At 67.3% G+C, this 14,342-nt stretch carries 15 protein-coding genes and 1 pseudogene; 11 read left to right on the plus strand and 5 right to left on the minus strand.

Annotation, left to right across the window (positions count from 1 at the left end; translation table 11 throughout):
* Window positions 1–89 precede the first annotated feature (89 nt).
* Both K3F48_RS12760 and K3F48_RS12765 read left to right on the plus strand, forming a co-directional pair.
* Entirely contained in the window at window positions 90–644 is a 555-nt protein-coding gene (locus tag K3F48_RS12760; protein WP_222575824.1) for a hypothetical protein, read from the plus strand.
* A 237-nt stretch (window positions 645–881) separates the two neighbouring features.
* Window positions 882–1,472 carry a Yip1 family protein gene (locus K3F48_RS12765; RefSeq protein ID WP_222575825.1) on the plus strand — a complete coding sequence of 197 codons (591 nt, stop codon included), beginning with the start codon at window positions 882–884 and terminating at the stop codon, window positions 1,470–1,472.
* Window positions 1,473–1,613: 141 nt separating this feature from the next.
* On the opposite strand, the gene K3F48_RS12770 is transcribed toward K3F48_RS12765, so the two are convergent.
* Window positions 1,614–2,003, minus strand: a complete 390-nt coding sequence (locus K3F48_RS12770; protein ID WP_222575826.1) for a hypothetical protein — start codon at window positions 2,001–2,003, stop codon at window positions 1,614–1,616.
* A 234-nt stretch (window positions 2,004–2,237) separates the two neighbouring features.
* Between K3F48_RS12770 and K3F48_RS12775 the strand changes: the two genes are divergently transcribed.
* The 5 genes from K3F48_RS12775 (at window position 2,238) to K3F48_RS12795 (ending at window position 7,178) form a co-directional block, all read left to right on the plus strand.
* The gene (locus tag K3F48_RS12775) at window positions 2,238–2,759 is read left to right on the plus strand and encodes a sigma-70 family RNA polymerase sigma factor (RefSeq protein WP_370631418.1); all 522 of its coding nucleotides are present in this window, start codon (window positions 2,238–2,240) and stop codon (window positions 2,757–2,759) included.
* Window positions 2,756–3,394 (plus strand): NrsF family protein, encoded by a 639-nt coding sequence (locus K3F48_RS12780; protein ID WP_222575828.1) that lies wholly within the window; start codon window positions 2,756–2,758, stop codon window positions 3,392–3,394. Before K3F48_RS12775 ends, K3F48_RS12780 begins: the two co-directional genes overlap by 4 nt.
* Window positions 3,388–4,128, plus strand: coding sequence for a TlyA family RNA methyltransferase (locus K3F48_RS12785; protein WP_222575829.1), 741 nt, complete (start codon window positions 3,388–3,390; stop codon window positions 4,126–4,128). The genes K3F48_RS12780 and K3F48_RS12785 overlap by 7 nt, the downstream gene beginning before the upstream one ends.
* Window positions 4,129–4,132: 4 nt before the next feature.
* Window positions 4,133–5,392, plus strand: a complete 1,260-nt coding sequence (locus K3F48_RS12790) for a class I SAM-dependent RNA methyltransferase (protein WP_222575830.1) — start codon at window positions 4,133–4,135, stop codon at window positions 5,390–5,392.
* Between the two features lie 415 nt (window positions 5,393–5,807).
* Window positions 5,808–7,178, plus strand: a complete 1,371-nt coding sequence (locus tag K3F48_RS12795; protein ID WP_370631416.1) for an FAD-binding oxidoreductase — start codon at window positions 5,808–5,810, stop codon at window positions 7,176–7,178.
* A 35-nt stretch (window positions 7,179–7,213) separates the two neighbouring features.
* Here K3F48_RS12795 and K3F48_RS12800 read toward each other — a convergent pair whose 3' ends face one another.
* The 4 genes and pseudogenes from K3F48_RS12800 to K3F48_RS12815 form a co-directional block, all read right to left on the minus strand.
* Window positions 7,214–7,525 (minus strand): hypothetical protein, encoded by a 312-nt coding sequence (locus tag K3F48_RS12800; RefSeq protein ID WP_222575831.1) that lies wholly within the window; start codon window positions 7,523–7,525, stop codon window positions 7,214–7,216.
* Between the two features lie 366 nt (window positions 7,526–7,891).
* Window positions 7,892–8,449 (minus strand): annotated as a pseudogene (gene rplM, locus K3F48_RS24345) (50S ribosomal protein L13); the annotation flags it as partial.
* Window positions 8,450–8,949: 500 nt separating this feature from the next.
* Window positions 8,950–9,582 (minus strand): hypothetical protein, encoded by a 633-nt coding sequence (locus tag K3F48_RS12810; protein ID WP_222575833.1) that lies wholly within the window; start codon window positions 9,580–9,582, stop codon window positions 8,950–8,952.
* Between the two features lie 48 nt (window positions 9,583–9,630).
* Window positions 9,631–10,164: an invasion associated locus B family protein gene (locus tag K3F48_RS12815; protein ID WP_222575834.1), complete on the minus strand. Its 534-nt coding sequence runs from the start codon at window positions 10,162–10,164 to the stop codon at window positions 9,631–9,633.
* A 358-nt stretch (window positions 10,165–10,522) separates the two neighbouring features.
* Between K3F48_RS12815 and coxB the strand changes: the two genes are divergently transcribed.
* The 4 genes from coxB (at window position 10,523) to K3F48_RS12835 (ending at window position 14,342) form a co-directional block, all read left to right on the plus strand.
* A complete protein-coding gene (gene coxB / locus K3F48_RS12820; RefSeq protein ID WP_222575835.1) occupies window positions 10,523–11,395 on the plus strand; it encodes a cytochrome c oxidase subunit II in 873 nt (290 codons plus the stop codon).
* A gap of 46 nt (window positions 11,396–11,441) precedes the next feature.
* Complete coding sequence (gene ctaD / locus K3F48_RS12825) at window positions 11,442–13,112, plus strand: cytochrome c oxidase subunit I (protein ID WP_222575836.1); 1,671 nt, start codon at window positions 11,442–11,444, stop codon at window positions 13,110–13,112.
* 81 nt (window positions 13,113–13,193) lie between these two features.
* Window positions 13,194–14,129, plus strand: a complete 936-nt coding sequence (locus K3F48_RS12830) for a heme o synthase (protein ID WP_222575837.1) — start codon at window positions 13,194–13,196, stop codon at window positions 14,127–14,129.
* A 30-nt stretch (window positions 14,130–14,159) separates the two neighbouring features.
* Window positions 14,160–14,342, plus strand: coding sequence for a hypothetical protein (locus K3F48_RS12835; protein ID WP_222575838.1), 183 nt, complete (start codon window positions 14,160–14,162; stop codon window positions 14,340–14,342).

Below are 14,342 nucleotides of genomic sequence, written 5' to 3' on the forward strand. Positions count from 1 at the left end.
CGAGGCGTCTCGCCGCCGCGCGAAACCGCTGCGGGTCGCTTATGACAATGAATTGTTCGAGCTTTGCGAGGGGCGGCCCGGCTCGGGCCTTGTTGGTCTGCGTCACCGAATCGCTTCGCGAGCCGCCGTCCGGGCCGCTCGCGGCGAGCGCGCTCGAGGCGGCCGGGTCGAAGCTGCTCGGTCGGTGGGAGAACGCCGACTGGCCGGCGGTTTTTGTCGAGCCGGATCCCGCCTTCCGCCTCACGCCGTCCTATTCGATGTCCGACTCGGTCGCGGTTGGACGAGAGCGCGGCGGACCGGCGCGGCCCGATCCGCGCCGGCGGCCGAAGCCGGACGATTTCCTGTTCCAGCCCCGGCGGCCGTCCTTGCTGCGCCATGGCGGCTTTGCTCGGTTGTTCGAGACGCTCGGCGGTCCGCTGCTGATCCTGCTCGGAGACGAGCTCGGCGAAATCGTGCTGCAGACGGCGATCGACGGTTTCCTGGCCAGCCATCCGATCATCGTGGTGAAGGACGCGGCTCCGCCGGGATTCATGTCGAGCGCCGAGGCCGAGGCCGCGCGCCTGTCGGCGCTGCCGCTTCTCTCCTGTTTCGCCCGGCTGATGAGCGCCGCCGAATTGATGCGGGACTGGACCGGCGCCGATTAGAGGGTTTTCCGCTCGAAACACGTCGCCGGAGCCATGCGTCCCTGTTTCGACGAGCGAGCCTCTCAGGCTCGCGGTCCGGACGCGCCCTTGGACCGCGAGCCTGAGAGGCTCGCGCTCGAGCGATCGCAATTTGGCCGACGCGAGGCGCGCGATCTTCGCGGGCGAGCTTGTCTCGGCGCGCGGCTCGAGCCAGTCTCCTTGCCGCGGCTGAAATCGAAGACCCCGGGGAGCCAAGCGATGGACATCAAGGAGCGGGCGAGGGACATCGCCGAGCGCGCGAAGCGCATCATCTTGTCGCCGAAGAGCGAATGGGCGGCGATCGAGGCCGAGCCGATCACCGTGCGCGAGATCTACCTGAATTATGTCGTCTATCTCGCCGCCATCCCGGCCGTGGCGAATTTCCTCGGCAATTGGCTGTTCGGATTCGCGCGCGGCTCCGATGGCGTCGTGCATACGACCTTTTTCGGCGGGCTGTGGCGCGCGCTCGCGCAATACGGGCTCGGCCTGCCGCTGATCTATCTGGTCGCGATCGCCATCTCGCGCCTCGCGCCGAGCTTCGAAGGAAAATCGGACGATCTGCGGGCGTTCAAGCTGGTCGCCTTCTCCTACACGCCGATCTGGCTCGCGGAGATTTTCGGCCTCGTTCCCGGCCTGCGCTGGCTGGATGTGCTCGGGCTCTACGCCGTTTATCTGTTCTATGTCGGCGTGGCGCGCATGACGCGCAGCAAGGACGAATATGCCGACGTCTATACGGCCGCGGGGGTCGGGCTCGGCATTGCCGCCGCCTTCCTCCATGGCGCGTTCATCCATCTGATCGCGCCCCTATAGAAATTTGGAAAGCGAACGGCCTCCCGGAGGGGAGTCCGGGAGGCCTCGAATCCGCCGTCGCGCGAGAGGGGGCGGGGGAGCGGCGGCGGGCTTCGGGCGCCCTCGGGGCGGAGGGCGCCGAAATCAATTACAGACCTGCGCTCAGTTGCAGACCTGCACGCGGCGATAGCCGACGACCTGACCCCAATCATTGTAGAGCGGCTGATCGGCCGGATAGCAGGCGGGGGCGTAGTAATAGGGCCGTGACGCGGCGGCGGCGGCCGCGCCGAGCGCCAGTCCGCCGATCAGGCCGGCGGCGGCGGGAGCCCCCCAGCCATAGCCGCCGCGGTGGCCCCAGCCGCCGCCGCGATATCCCCAGCCATGGCCACCCCATCCGCCGCCATGATGACCCCATCCACCGCCATGGCCGCCCCAGCCACCGCCATGGCCCCAGCCATAGCCTCCGGCCGCCGCCGGCGTCGCGAGGACGATGGAGCCCGCCATCATGACGCCCGCGGCGGCGGCGGCGAATTTCTTCACTCTGGCGTCCATCGACCCTGCTCCTTCTGTGGCGGCCCTCGGCGGGCCGAATATCGACTATGGGAAAAGATTAACCGAACGAAGCTGAACGTCCGATGGCCGTCTCGTTCATCTTTCCGTCAGCTTTGGTCCGCCGCAGCGGCCGAGCCTCGACGCGGAGCAAGGCTTCGCGTAACGAAAGGCCGCGTTTCGACGAAGGATGGATGTGACGTGGGCTCGCCGAAAGAGGAGGAATGGGCCGTGCTGATGCGCGCCGCGGTGGGCGGGGATAAAGACGCCTATCGCAGGCTGCTCTCCTCGCTCGCGCCCATGCTGCGCGGCGTCGCTCGGCGCGACTGCGCCCGCATCGGCCTCCCGCCGGGCGACGCCGAGGATGTCGTCCAGGAGGTTCTGCTGGCGATCCATCTCAAGCGCGACACATGGGACATGGATCGGCCGATCGGGCCCTGGATCATGGCGATCGCCCGCAACAAGCTGATCGACGCGCGCCGCCGCCGCGGCGACAGGACGCCGCTGCCGATCGACGATCTCGCCGAGAGCCTCGTCGCCGCCGAGGCCGCCGACGACGGCCTCGACCGGCAGGACCTCGATCGTCTCCTCGGCGGGCTCGGCGAGCGTCAGCGCGAACTCGTGCGATCGCTCTCGGTCGAGGGACGCTCGATCAAGGAGACGGCCGAGCGGCTGCACATGAGCGAGGGCGCCGTGCGCGTCGGGCTGCATCGGGCGATCAAGAGCCTGGCCGCGCTCTATCGGAGGGGCGAGGGATGAGGACCAAGGAGCTGATCGGCGCGCTGGCGATGGACCTCGCCCCGTCGCGGCTGCGATTCCGCCGTCTCTTCGCCGGCGCGCTTCTGTGTGGAGCGCTGGCGGCCGCAGCCTTGTTCCTCACCTTCGTCGGGCTGCGCCCGGACCTTGCGGAGGCGGCCTTCAGCCTGCGCTTCGTGCTGAAATTCGTGGTCACTCTGGGCCTGCTCGCGGCGGCGGTCGGTCTTCTCTTCCGGCTGGCTGTTCCAGGGCGCGAGGCCGGCCGCTGGGCGCTCGCGCCTCTCGCCGCGCCGCTGCTGCTCGCGCTGGCCGCCGCCGCCGAGCTCGTCATTTTGCCGAGCGACCAATGGCGCTCGCATCTCATCGGCCATAACGCGCCATTCTGCCTCGCTCTCATTCCGCTGCTGGCGATCCTTCCGCTCGCCATTATGCTTTCCGCCCTGCGGCGCGGCGCGCCGGATCGGCCGGGGCTCGCCGGCGCGGTCGCCGGCCTCGCCGCGGGCGGGCTGGCGGCGGCGCTCTACGCCGCCCATTGCGCGGACGACAGCCCGCTGTTCGTCGCCGCATGGTATTCGCTGGCGATCGGCTTCGTCACGCTGGTCGGCGGCGCGCTCGGCTCGCGGCTGCTGCGATGGTGAGCGAGCCGGCGCCCTTGCGCGCCGATGTGGCGCTCTGCGCGCGCGGCCTGTTCGAGAGCCGCGCCAAGGCGCGCGAGGCCATATTGGCCGGCCTCGTCGAGGTCGATGGGCGCAAGGTCGAGAAGCCCTCGCAGCTCGTTGCGCCCGACGCCGAGATCGCAGCGCGGGCGCCGCATCCCTTCGTCTCGCGCGGCGGCGTCAAGCTCGCCCATGCGCTCGAGGCTTTCGCCGTAGAGGCGCGCGGCCGCTATTGCCTCGATGTCGGCGCCTCGACCGGCGGCTTCACCGACGCGCTGATCGCCGCCGGCGCCCGCCACGTCGTCGCCATCGACGTCGGCCACGGCCAATTGCACGAGAAGCTGCGCGGCGATCCGCGCGTGACCTCGCTCGAAGGGCTCGACGCCCGCGCTTTGACCGCGGCGCATCTCTCCGCGCCGCCGTCGCTCGTCGTCGTCGACGCCAGCTTCATCTCGCTGTCGCTGGCGCTGCCCAACGCGCTCTCGCTCGCCTCGCCGCGGGCGGAGCTGTTGGCGCTGGTGAAGCCGCAATTCGAGGCCGGCCGCGCCGCGGTCAAGAAAGGCGTCGTGCGCGACGCCGCCGTTCACGCCGAGGTCTGCGCGCGGGTCGCCGCCGAGATCGAGGCGCTCGGCTGGCGCGTCCTCGGAATCGTTCCCTCGCCGATCGCGGGCGGCGACGGCAATCGCGAGTTTCTGCTGCATGCGAAACGGGGTTGAGCTCATGCGCCGGCGTCTGGTGATCGAGCGGCTCGGCCATCGCGGGGAGGGGATCGCCCGCGACCACGGCGGGCTCGTCTTCGTGCCCTTCGCCCTGCCCGGCGAGACGGTGATCGCCGAGGTCGAAGGCGAGCGCGCGCGGCTGCTCGACATCGTCGAGGCCGCGCCGGAGCGGGTCGAGCCGCTCTGCCGTCACTTCGGCCGATGCGGCGGCTGCGTCGCCCAGTCGCTCGCGCCGGACGCCTATGCGCGATGGAAGCGCGGCCTCGTCGAGACGGCCTTGCGCAACGCCGGCCTCGACTTCGATGTCGGGCCGCTCGTCGACGCGCATGGCGACGGGCGCCGCCGCGTCGCCTTTCATGCGCGCTGCGACGGCGGCGCGGTCCGGCTCGGCTTCATGCAGGCGCGCTCGCATGAGATCGTCGAGATCGACGCCTGCCCGCTGCTGGAGCTCGGCCTTTCGCACGCGCCGAAGGTCGCCAGGGTTCTGGCGCAAGCGCTCGCCGCGCGCAAAAAGCCGTTGGATGTCGCGATCACGCTGACCAGCGGCGGGCTCGATGTCGATTTGCGCGGCGCCGGCGCCTTGGAAGAGAGCGAAACGCGGGCGCTGCTGGGTTTCGCCGAAAGCCTCGATCTCGCCCGCCTCGCCAATCACGGCCGGCTCATCGCCTTGCGTCGTCCGCCCGCGGTGGCGGCAGGCGAGACATGGGTCGTTCCGCCGCCGGGCGCCTTTCTCCAGGCGACGGCGCGCGGAGAGGCCGAAATTGCGGCGCGGGTCGAGGCCGCGATCGGCGCGAGCGCGGGGCGCGTCGCCGACCTCTTCTGCGGCGTCGGCGCCTTCGCCTTGCGGCTCTCGGCGCGTGCGCAGGTCACAGCCGTCGACTCGGACGCGCCGGCAGTCGAGGCGCTGGACAAGGCCGCGCGCGCCGCGATGCGGCCGGTCGAGGCGAGGGCGCGCGATTTGTTTCGCAGCCCGCTCACGGCCGACGAGCTCGCGCGCTTCGACGCCGTCGTGTTCGATCCGCCGCGCGCCGGCGCGTCGGCGCAAGCGCGCGAGATCGCCCGCTCCGGCGTTCGCCATGTCGTCGCCGTCTCCTGCGATCCCCAGAGCTTCGCCCGCGACGCCGCCATTTTGAAAGAGGGCGGCTATGCCGCGGGCGTCGTCACGCCGATCGATCAATTCCGCCATTCGCCCCACGTCGAGATCGTCGCGGGCTTCGAGCGGCGGAGCAAGCCGCCGCGCCGGCGGCTGCTGTCGAGATAGGTAGCTTCCCTGATGGCGGCGCTCCGACAGGTCGCTAATTGCAGCCACGAGTCGCAGAATATGCGACAACGAACGGAATTTAGATAATATCGAGCGTCGCGAGCGATTCTCCTTGCCAGTCCCGGTCTTTCAGGCATAGCATTTGCGTCCGTGTCCAGCGCAGGTGATGAGACTAGGTAGGTCTCGTTCATAACTGGAAGGAGATGGTCACATGAATGCGCTTCTCGCCGCAACATTGTGCAGTATCGTCCTGGGCAGCCTTCCCGTCGCCGCCGTCGCCTATGCGCGGGTGAAGCGCTCCGACAATCGCCGTCACCGTCACAGGTGAGCTTCTTCAATTTTCGGGTGATCCGCGCTGACTGCCATCGCTGAACGGCCGTCTCAATCGCCCTTGCTCGAGCGCCTGGCCGCGGTCGTGAGCCGAAACGGCGTGATCGCCGATCTGGCCGACATGGTCGCCTATGTGAAGGAGCCGCGCGACGCCTATCATGGACGCGCGCTCTGCGTCGTGAGGCCGCGCAGCGCCGAGGAGGTCGCCGCCGTCCTCGCCCTCTGCCATGACGCCGCGGTGGGCGTCGTGCCGCAGGGCGGCAACACCGGCCTCGTCGGCGGCCAGACGCCGGATGAGAGCGGCGCGCAAATCATTCTGTCCCTGCAGCGGCTCGACCGAATTCGCGAGGTCGATCCCGCCTCCGACACCATGACCGTGGAGGCCGGCGTCGTTCTGGCGCGCGCGCAGGAGGCCGCCGAGCAGGCGGGACGCTATTTCCCCTTGTCGCTCGCCGCCGAAGGCAGCTGCACGATCGGCGGCAATCTGGCCACCAACGCCGGCGGCGTGCATGTGATCGCCTATGGAACGGCGCGCGACCTGGCGCTGGGCGTCGAGGTGGCGCTCGCCGATGGGCGGCTGCTCTCCAATCTCTCCAAGCTGCGCAAGGACAATACGGGCTATGACCTCACCCATTTGTTCATCGGCTCGGAAGGCACGCTCGGGATCATCACCGCGGCGACGCTGAAGCTGTTTCCGCTGCCGCGCTCGCGCGCCACTTCTCTCGTCGGCCTCGCCGATCCGCGCGCCGCGCTCGCCTTGCTGAGCCTCGCCAAGGCGCGCGCCGGCTCGGCGCTGGTCGCTTTCGAGATCATCCCGCGCATCGGCGTGGAGTTCGTGCTGCGCCATCAGCCCGGCGCGCGCGATCCGCTGGCGGGCGCGCACCGCTGGTATGCGCTGATCGAGCTCGCCTCCCCCGCCGAGAGCGGGACTGAGGAGCTGCTCACCGAGCTGTTGGGCGAGGCGCTGGAGCGGGGCGTCGCCGAGGATGCGGCGCTGGCCGCGACGCTCGAGCAGCGCGCCGGCCTCTGGCGCCTGCGCGAGACGCTGCCCGAGGCGCAAAAGCCCGAGGGCGGATCGATCAAGCACGATGTCTCGGTGCCGATCGAGAGCATTCCCGCTTTTCTCGCCGAGGCCGAGGCGCTGGTCCTGCGCCAGGCGCCGGGAGCGCGGCCGGTGCCCTTCGGCCATATGGGCGACGGCAATATCCATTACAATATCTCGCAGCCGGAGGGCGCCGACCGTGCGGCCTTTCTGGCCCGCCGCGACGAAATGAACGAGCTGGTGCATGGGCTCGTGCGCAAATATTCGGGGTCGATCTCGGCCGAGCACGGCGTCGGCCGGCTGAAGCGCGAGCTGCTGCAAAAAGTGAAGGACCCCGTGGCGCTCGATCTGATGCGCGCGATCAAGCAGGCGCTCGACCCGAAGGGCGTGCTCAATCCAGGGAAGCTGCTCTGAGCGTCCACGCTCTCGGCGCGCGCAGGAGCGCCGAATCAGCGGCCGGCGGCGCCCTCATTCCTGACCGTCTGCTCGACCCCGCAGACCGCGAACCAATTCGGCCGAGCGACGCACGCCCAGCTGTGATACGCGGTCCAGCCCTGGACGGCGCCGCCTATGCCGCCGAAAATGGTGGCGGCGGCCATGATCGCGGCAATGATCTTCTGGCCCCTCGTCAATGCCGATATGGGGCTCGTCACGACGGGCTTGCCGTCCCAATACAGCCGACCTTCGTAGTCGATGCCCAACAGATGCATGTCCTGCGGAAGAATAGAGCGAATCCGCCCATTGTTCGAACGGTTGGACATGCAAGCTCATCCTCGCAGGTTTTTCAGCTCGCTCGAAAGCTTTTCCAAAATATCCGCTGTTCTTCGGGTGTTTTCTGCGATGCTGCGCAGCTCTTCGTCGGTTCGATTCTGATAAGATCTGGTTTCTTTGTGAAACTGCTGATTGCTGTCGTATTCCGCCACGGCTCTCTTGTAGAAATCGTCGAATGATCTGGTGAGAGCGCTCATGGTCTGGTCGGCGGAATCCTGCTTCTGCTTGATCTCGTCGAGACGCTTTTCGAGCCGATTCTGCGAGGTCGCCAATTCATCGGTCAGCCTCCGCATCATCGCCTCGAGAGCCTCCATGAAGTCGTTCGTCCGCTCTCTCGCCATATCGTCACGCCGCCCTGCGGTTTTCTTGTTTTTCGGATTGAGCGCCGCCACGTCGAGCAAAATCGGCTTTTGAGCCGCATGCGGATGATTCGGGCCCTTGTAGACGCGCAGATTGCCGAACTGGGCGCGTCCGAGCGGCCCCCTCGGCAGCATGCGTTCGACCGCCTTCTCCAGCACGCGCTCGGGAAAGCGCCCCTCCAGAACGAATCGGGCCGAGCGCTCCTGCAGTCCTCCGGGAAAGCCCGTATGACGGCGATAGCGCTTCTCGTCCCGCTTGCGTCCTGTCAGCGCCACCTTCTCGGCGTTGACGACGACCACATTGTCCCCATCGTCCATGTGCGGGGTGAAGGTCGCCTTGTGCTTGCCGCGGAGGCGCAGAGCGATGATCGACGCCAGACGGCCGACCACGAGTCCGTCCGCGTCGATCACTATCCATTTCTTTTGCGTCTCCGAACGTGTCGAGAAATGGGTGGAGCGGCTCAACCCAGGCCGTCCTGCCGCCGCCTTGGCTTGCCACGAGCGAGGCTCGACGGCCTCCACGAAGGACGAAAGCGCGATTTGCTCGAGGGCCATATGCGTCGGTGCTCAGATAACTACAGCGCTGAACCACTTTGAACATCCCTTATCCGTAGCAATTGGACGACGGTTCTGCAACCAGATCGCGACTGGAGCGAGCCGACAACGCCGAACGCGCGAGGGAAAAACGCCGAGCCATCCCGGCAAGGGCCGCGACGCGGAGCGCGCAGGCGGAAGCCGCGCGTCGCTGTCGAATCATCGATCTGCGTGAAAAGCTAAGTCACAAAGCGGCGAAGGTCCAATCCCTGTCGTGCGCGGCAGGGCTCCGAATGCGGGTTAACGAGCAGAGAGTTTTCAGCGTCATGGCCGCGCTTGTCGCGGCCATCCACGCCGTGACGGCCCGCAAAGCCGGAACATGAGCCGAACATCACCGCCTCTTTTTCCCGCACGTCGCGATGTCACGGCGTGGATGCCCGCGACAAGCGCGGGCATGACGCGGTTGCACGGAATTTGTTAACCTGGATTCGAAGCCGTGTCGTGCGCGGCCGCACGGGACGTTATCGCGCCGCGCCGCGGCGGCCGTGGCGTCGGCGCTCGGCCGCGCCCGTCTCCGCCACGCCGCCCTCGAAGCCGACGAGAATCTCGTATTCGTCGGCTGCCTGGGGGCCGACATAGGGGACGAGCAGCGGATCGGCGATCACGCGGAACGCGCCGCGCGTCGCGCCGGAGGGGATTGTCGCGGAGACGCGATAGGTCTTCGAATCGGCGATGGATTCGTCCTTCTGCCGCCGCACGGAGATGCGCAGCGCGCCGGAATAGGCGCCGGGCGAGCCGGCCGGGCCGAGCACGGCGGCGCCTTCGACGCCGACCTTTATCGCGATGCGGTCGCCCTGCATCGCGCATTCGCGCGCCATGTCGCCGAGCGAGAGCTGATAGCGCACGGCGGCATTGTCCGCGCCCGGAGGCGAGCGCAGCGAGGCGGCTCCCGAATCGACGAGGATCTCGGGACAGTCGACGCCGAGCGATCCGCTCGCCGGGGGGGCGGGGGGCGCGCCCGGCGCCTGCTCGGCCTTCTTGTCGCCGAACAGGCCGAACGGGTCGGGCAGATCGAGGCCGCGCGCCGCCCCCAGGGAGAACGCGAGGCCTGCGCCGAGGGCTGCGAGCGACGCCGAGATGCGCTTTGCGTCCATGCAACTGTCTTCCTTCTCGTCCTCATTGCCGCCCGAGCGCCCGCGCCGTCACGGGAGCTTGGCGAAGCCCTCCTTGAAGCCGGCGAGCGACAGCGGCAGGCCGACGCCTTCGTCCGGCGTCAGATAGATCACGAAGGTCGCGGTCTTGCCGCTCTTCAGCTGCTCGATCAGCGCGTCGTCCATCACCACCTCGGCCACGCAGCCAGAGGGCAGGCAGCGCAGGAAGCCGGTGTCGCCGATGCGCGTCTTGTCGATGGTGAGGCCGAGTCCCTTGATGAGCAGCACGTTGAGCGGCGCGATGACGCGCAGCAGGCGGCTCTTGCCGTCGCTGGTCTTCAGGACGATCACGACCAGATTGATGTTGGCCTTGTCCTCGGCGGCGACGCTCTGAATGAGGGCGCATTGCTCGCTCGCGGCGCCGGGCGGAGTCTCGCAGCGAATCTCCCAATCGCCGAATCGCGATTTGAGCGCGCCTTGCGCGGCGGCGGGTGGGCAGGCTGCTTGTGCGGCGCCCGCCAAGACGACGCCCGCGACTAGATGTCGCAACCAGCCCAATCGGCGATCGGGGGCGCTTGGCCTCATTTTCGCTCCGTGACGCTCGATGTGTGTCATTCAATGCGGAATCCACTGGGCCATAAGATCGAATCCCGGCCGAATCGGGGCGTTGCGCAACGCCGCGCGATCCTATTCGCTGGGTAGCAAATGGCCAGTGTCTGTCAAGCTGCACGCCGCCGCCGCCGCTGTGCCGCCGGTCATGGGAAGGCGCGACTATTTGTCAATCGGGCTGTGGCGCCGCAGCGATTGCGTAGGAGCGCCGTTTGTGATTGAACCCGCGTCGGAACATGCGTCGTGCGCGGCTTGCGGCGGGCCGCCCGGCGCGAAATAACCCGGACATCAGAATCATAACGACCTTGTTCCGAAGGTCCGAGAGGCGAAGTTCATGCTCATCGGCAGACGATATTTTTTCCGCCGCGCGGCCGCAACGGCAGGCGCCATTCTCCCCGTCCTGCTGTTCGCGGGACTGGCCTTCGCCCAGGTCGAAGGCAGGCCGACGCCGGGAGGGCTGGGGCTGCCGGCCACGGTCACCGACGTCGGCGCCGAGACGCAGTTCTTCTACAATGTCATTCTTCTTCCGGTCATCAGCTTCATCGGCCTCTTCGTTCTCGGCCTCCTCGCCTATGTCTGCTGGCGCTTCAGCGAAAACGCCAATCCGGTTCCCTCCAAGCTGACGCATCATACCGGGCTCGAGATCGCGTGGACCCTCGTTCCGGTCCTGATCCTCGTCTTCATCGCCGTGCCCTCCTTCCGGCTGCTCGCCCATCAGGTCGAAATTCCCGAGGCGGCGGTGACGATCAAAGTCACCGGCAACCAATGGTACTGGTCCTTCGCCTATCCGGAGGATCAGGGCGGCGGTTTCTCCTTCGACCAGTTCATGAAGACCGACGCCGAGCTGAAGGAGGGCGACATTCGTCTCCTCTCGGTCGACAATGAGGCGGTGGTCCCGGTCGGCGAGGTGATCAAGCTGCAGGTGGTCGCCTCCGACGTCATCCATTCCTACACCATCCCGGCTTTCACCATCCGCATCGACGCGGTGCCCGGCCGGCTCAACGAGACATGGTTCAAGGCCGAGAAGGAAGGCGTCTTCTACGGCCAGTGCTCGAAGATCTGCGGCAAGGATCATGCGTTCATGCCCACCGCCATCCGCGTCGTCTCCAAGGAGAAATATGCGGAATGGCTGGTCGAGGCGAAGAAGAAGTTCGCAAAGCTCGACGACGGTCGTGTGAAGCTCGCCGCCGACGTCGAGCAGCGCTGATCCGGCATCGCAAAACAAATAAGCCAAGCATTCGAGGACGAAAACCATGGACGCGATCTCGACCGCCGAGGCGGGGGCTCACCACGGGCATCCGACAGGACTGCGACGTTACCTCTTCTCGACCAATCACAAGGACATCGGCACGCTCTATCTGATCCTCGCGGTCGTCGGCGGCCTCATCGGCTTCCTGATGTCCATGGCGATCCGCGCCGAGCTCGCGCATCCCGGCATTCAGGTCTTCCCGGGCCTCGCGGCGCTGCTGCAGGGCACCGACCCGACCTCTATCGACGCCGGCAAGAACCTCTACAATGTGTTCATCACCGCCCATGGCGTGCTGATGATCTTCTTCTTCGTCATGCCGGCGCTGATGGGCGGCTTCGCCAATTGGTTCGTGCCGATCATGATCGGCGCGCCGGACATGGCCTTCCCGCGCCTCAACAACATCTCCTTCTGGCTGCTCGCCGCCGCTCTGGTGCTGCTGGTGCTGTCGGCCTTCGCCGAGGGCGCTCCGGGCAGCCTCGGCTTCGGCGGCGGCTGGGTGTTCTATCCGCCCTTGTCGTCCAACACCGGCCATCCGGGGCCGGCGATGGATTATGTGATCCTGTCGCTGCATCTCGCCGGCGCCTCGTCGATCCTCGGCTCGATCAACTTCATCACCACCATCTTCAACATGCGCGCGCCGGGCATGACGCTGCACAAAATGCCGCTGTTCGCCTGGGGCATGCTGGTGACCGCCTTCCTGCTGGTGCTGACCCTGCCGGTGCTCGCCGGCGCCATCACCATGCTGCTGACCGACCGCAACTTCGGCACCACCTTCTATGACCCGTCGGGCGGCGGCGATCCGATCCTGTTCCAGCATTTGTTCTGGTTCTTCGGCCATCCGGAAGTCTATGTTCTGATCCTGCCGGCCTTCGGCATCATCAGCCACATCGTCTCCACCTTCTCCAAGAAGCCCGTGTTCGGCTATCTCGGCATGGCCTACGCCATGGTCTCGATCGGCTTCCTCGGCTGCATCGTGTGGGCGCACCACATGTATACGGTCGGCCTGTCGCTCAACGCGCAGCGCTATTTCGTCTTCGCCACCATGGTCATCGCGGTGCCGACCGGCATCAAGGTGTTCTCCTGGATCGCGACCATGTGGGGCGGCTCGATCTCGTTCCGCGCGCCGATGATCTGGGCGATCGGCTTCATCTTCGTGTTCACGCTCGGCGGCGTCACCGGCGTGGTGCTCGCCAACGCCAGCATCGACCGCCAGCTGCACGAAACCTATTATGTCGTCGCGCACTTCCACTACACGATGTCGCTCGGCGCGGTGTTCGGCATCTTCGCGGCCTTCTACTACTGGTTCCCGAAGATGACCGGCTACATGTACAGCGAGACACTGGCCAAGGCCCATTTCGTCCTGCTGTTCGTCGGCATCAATCTGGTGTTCTTCCCGCAGCACTTCCTCGGCCTCGCCGGCATGCCGCGCCGCTATATCGACTATCCGGACGCGTTCGCGCTGTGGAACTACTGGTCGTCGGTCGGCGCGTCGATCGCTGCGGTCAGCGTGCTGCTGTTCTTCTACACAGTGGCCGAGGCCTTCTGGCGCAAGCGCGCCGCCGGGGCCAATCCGTGGGGCGTGGGCGCGACGACGCTGGAGTGGACCCTGTCCTCGCCGCCGCCGTTCCATCAGTTCGAGGTGCTTCCCCGCATCTCCGGCTCCGGACATCAATGATCGGCGCCGCCGGATCCGGGGAGCGGCGCCCCGGTCCGGCGGCCATATCGCCTTCGAGAGGCGGGTAGGGTTGGAGCGATCATGAGCGATGCTTCCTTCATCCTCGACGACAGCGCGCCGCGCGTCCCCACAGCAGCGCCGGGAGATTATCTCGCCCTGTTGAAGCCGCGGGTGATGTCGCTGGTCGTGTTCACGGCGCTGGCCGGCCTGCTGCTGGCGCCGACCCCGCCGCATCCCGTCCTCGCCTTTGCGTCGCTGCTCGCCATCGCCGTCGGGGCGGGCGCCTCCGGCGCGCTCAACATGTGGTTCGACGCCGATATCGACGCGCTGATGACGCGCACGCGGCTGCGTCCCATCCCCGCCGGGCGGCTCGCGCGCGAGGAGGCGCTGGCCTTCGGCCTCGTGCTCGCCGTGATGGCCGTCTTCACGCTCGGCCTCGTCGCCAATTGGCTGGCTGCGGCGCTGCTCGCCTTCACCATCTTCTTCTACGTCGTCGTCTACACAATGTGGCTGAAGCGCTCGACGCCGATGAACATCGTCATCGGCGGCGCGGCCGGGGCGCTGCCGCCGGTCGTCGGCTTCGCCGCGGCGACGGGCTCGGTCGATCTCTCCAGCATCGTGCTCTTCTCCATCATCTTCATCTGGACGCCGCCGCACTTCTGGGCGCTGGCCCTGGTCAAGCGCGACGAATATGGCCGCGCGGGCGTGCCCATGCTGCCCAATGTCGCCGGCGAGGACCGCACACGGCTGGAGATTCTGGCCTATTCGCTGGCTCTCGCGCCGATCGGCGTTGCGCCCTATCTCCTCGGCTTCGCCTCGCCGATCTACGGCGTCGCCTCGATCCTGCTCGGCGCGGCCCTCATCCTCGGCGCGGTTCAGGTGTTCCGCCTGCGCAGCGGCGAGGCGGCGCGGCGCGCGGCGATGCGCCTGTTCTTTTTTTCCATCGTCTATCTGTTCCTGCTGTTCATGGCCCTGGTGATCGAGCGGCTGGTTCATCTGTCGCCCTGGTTCGCCTGAACGCAATCGACACGAGAGGACGAAGCCATCATGGAGCGACGCCGAAACGAGAGGCCGACAGAGCCGGAGGGATACGTCCTCACTCCGGAGCAGGAGAAGAGCCGGCGGGCGCGCAACATCGCCATCGGCGTCGCCGTCGCACTGTTCGTGGCGCTGTTCTATTTCGTCACCATCGTGAAGCTCGGCGGCAACGTCGTGCCGAGGAGCCAGTGA

Origin of the sequence: Methylosinus sp. Sm6, from assembly GCF_019802345.1 — a bacterium.
GTDB lineage: Bacteria > Pseudomonadota > Alphaproteobacteria > Rhizobiales > Beijerinckiaceae > Methylosinus.

Bases quoted from the DNA above. Each gene is read 5' to 3' on its own strand.
- K3F48_RS12765 (WP_222575825.1), top strand. From the start codon at position 882: ATGGACATCAAGGAGCGGGCGAGGGACATCGCCGAGCGCGCGAAGCGC.
- K3F48_RS12770 (WP_222575826.1), bottom strand. From the start codon at position 2,003: ATGGACGCCAGAGTGAAGAAATTCGCCGCCGCCGCCGCGGGCGTCATG.
- K3F48_RS12775 (WP_370631418.1), top strand. From the start codon at position 2,238: ATGCGCGCCGCGGTGGGCGGGGATAAAGACGCCTATCGCAGGCTGCTC.
- K3F48_RS12780 (WP_222575828.1), top strand. From the start codon at position 2,756: ATGAGGACCAAGGAGCTGATCGGCGCGCTGGCGATGGACCTCGCCCCG.
- K3F48_RS12785 (WP_222575829.1), top strand. From the start codon at position 3,388: ATGGTGAGCGAGCCGGCGCCCTTGCGCGCCGATGTGGCGCTCTGCGCG.
- K3F48_RS12790 (WP_222575830.1), top strand. From the start codon at position 4,133: ATGCGCCGGCGTCTGGTGATCGAGCGGCTCGGCCATCGCGGGGAGGGG.
- K3F48_RS12800 (WP_222575831.1), bottom strand. From the start codon at position 7,525: ATGTCCAACCGTTCGAACAATGGGCGGATTCGCTCTATTCTTCCGCAG.
- K3F48_RS12810 (WP_222575833.1), bottom strand. From the start codon at position 9,582: ATGGACGCAAAGCGCATCTCGGCGTCGCTCGCAGCCCTCGGCGCAGGC.
- K3F48_RS12815 (WP_222575834.1), bottom strand. From the start codon at position 10,164: ATGAGGCCAAGCGCCCCCGATCGCCGATTGGGCTGGTTGCGACATCTA.
- coxB (WP_222575835.1), top strand. From the start codon at position 10,523: ATGCTCATCGGCAGACGATATTTTTTCCGCCGCGCGGCCGCAACGGCA.
- ctaD (WP_222575836.1), top strand. From the start codon at position 11,442: ATGGACGCGATCTCGACCGCCGAGGCGGGGGCTCACCACGGGCATCCG.
- K3F48_RS12830 (WP_222575837.1), top strand. From the start codon at position 13,194: ATGAGCGATGCTTCCTTCATCCTCGACGACAGCGCGCCGCGCGTCCCC.
- K3F48_RS12835 (WP_222575838.1), top strand. From the start codon at position 14,160: ATGGAGCGACGCCGAAACGAGAGGCCGACAGAGCCGGAGGGATACGTC.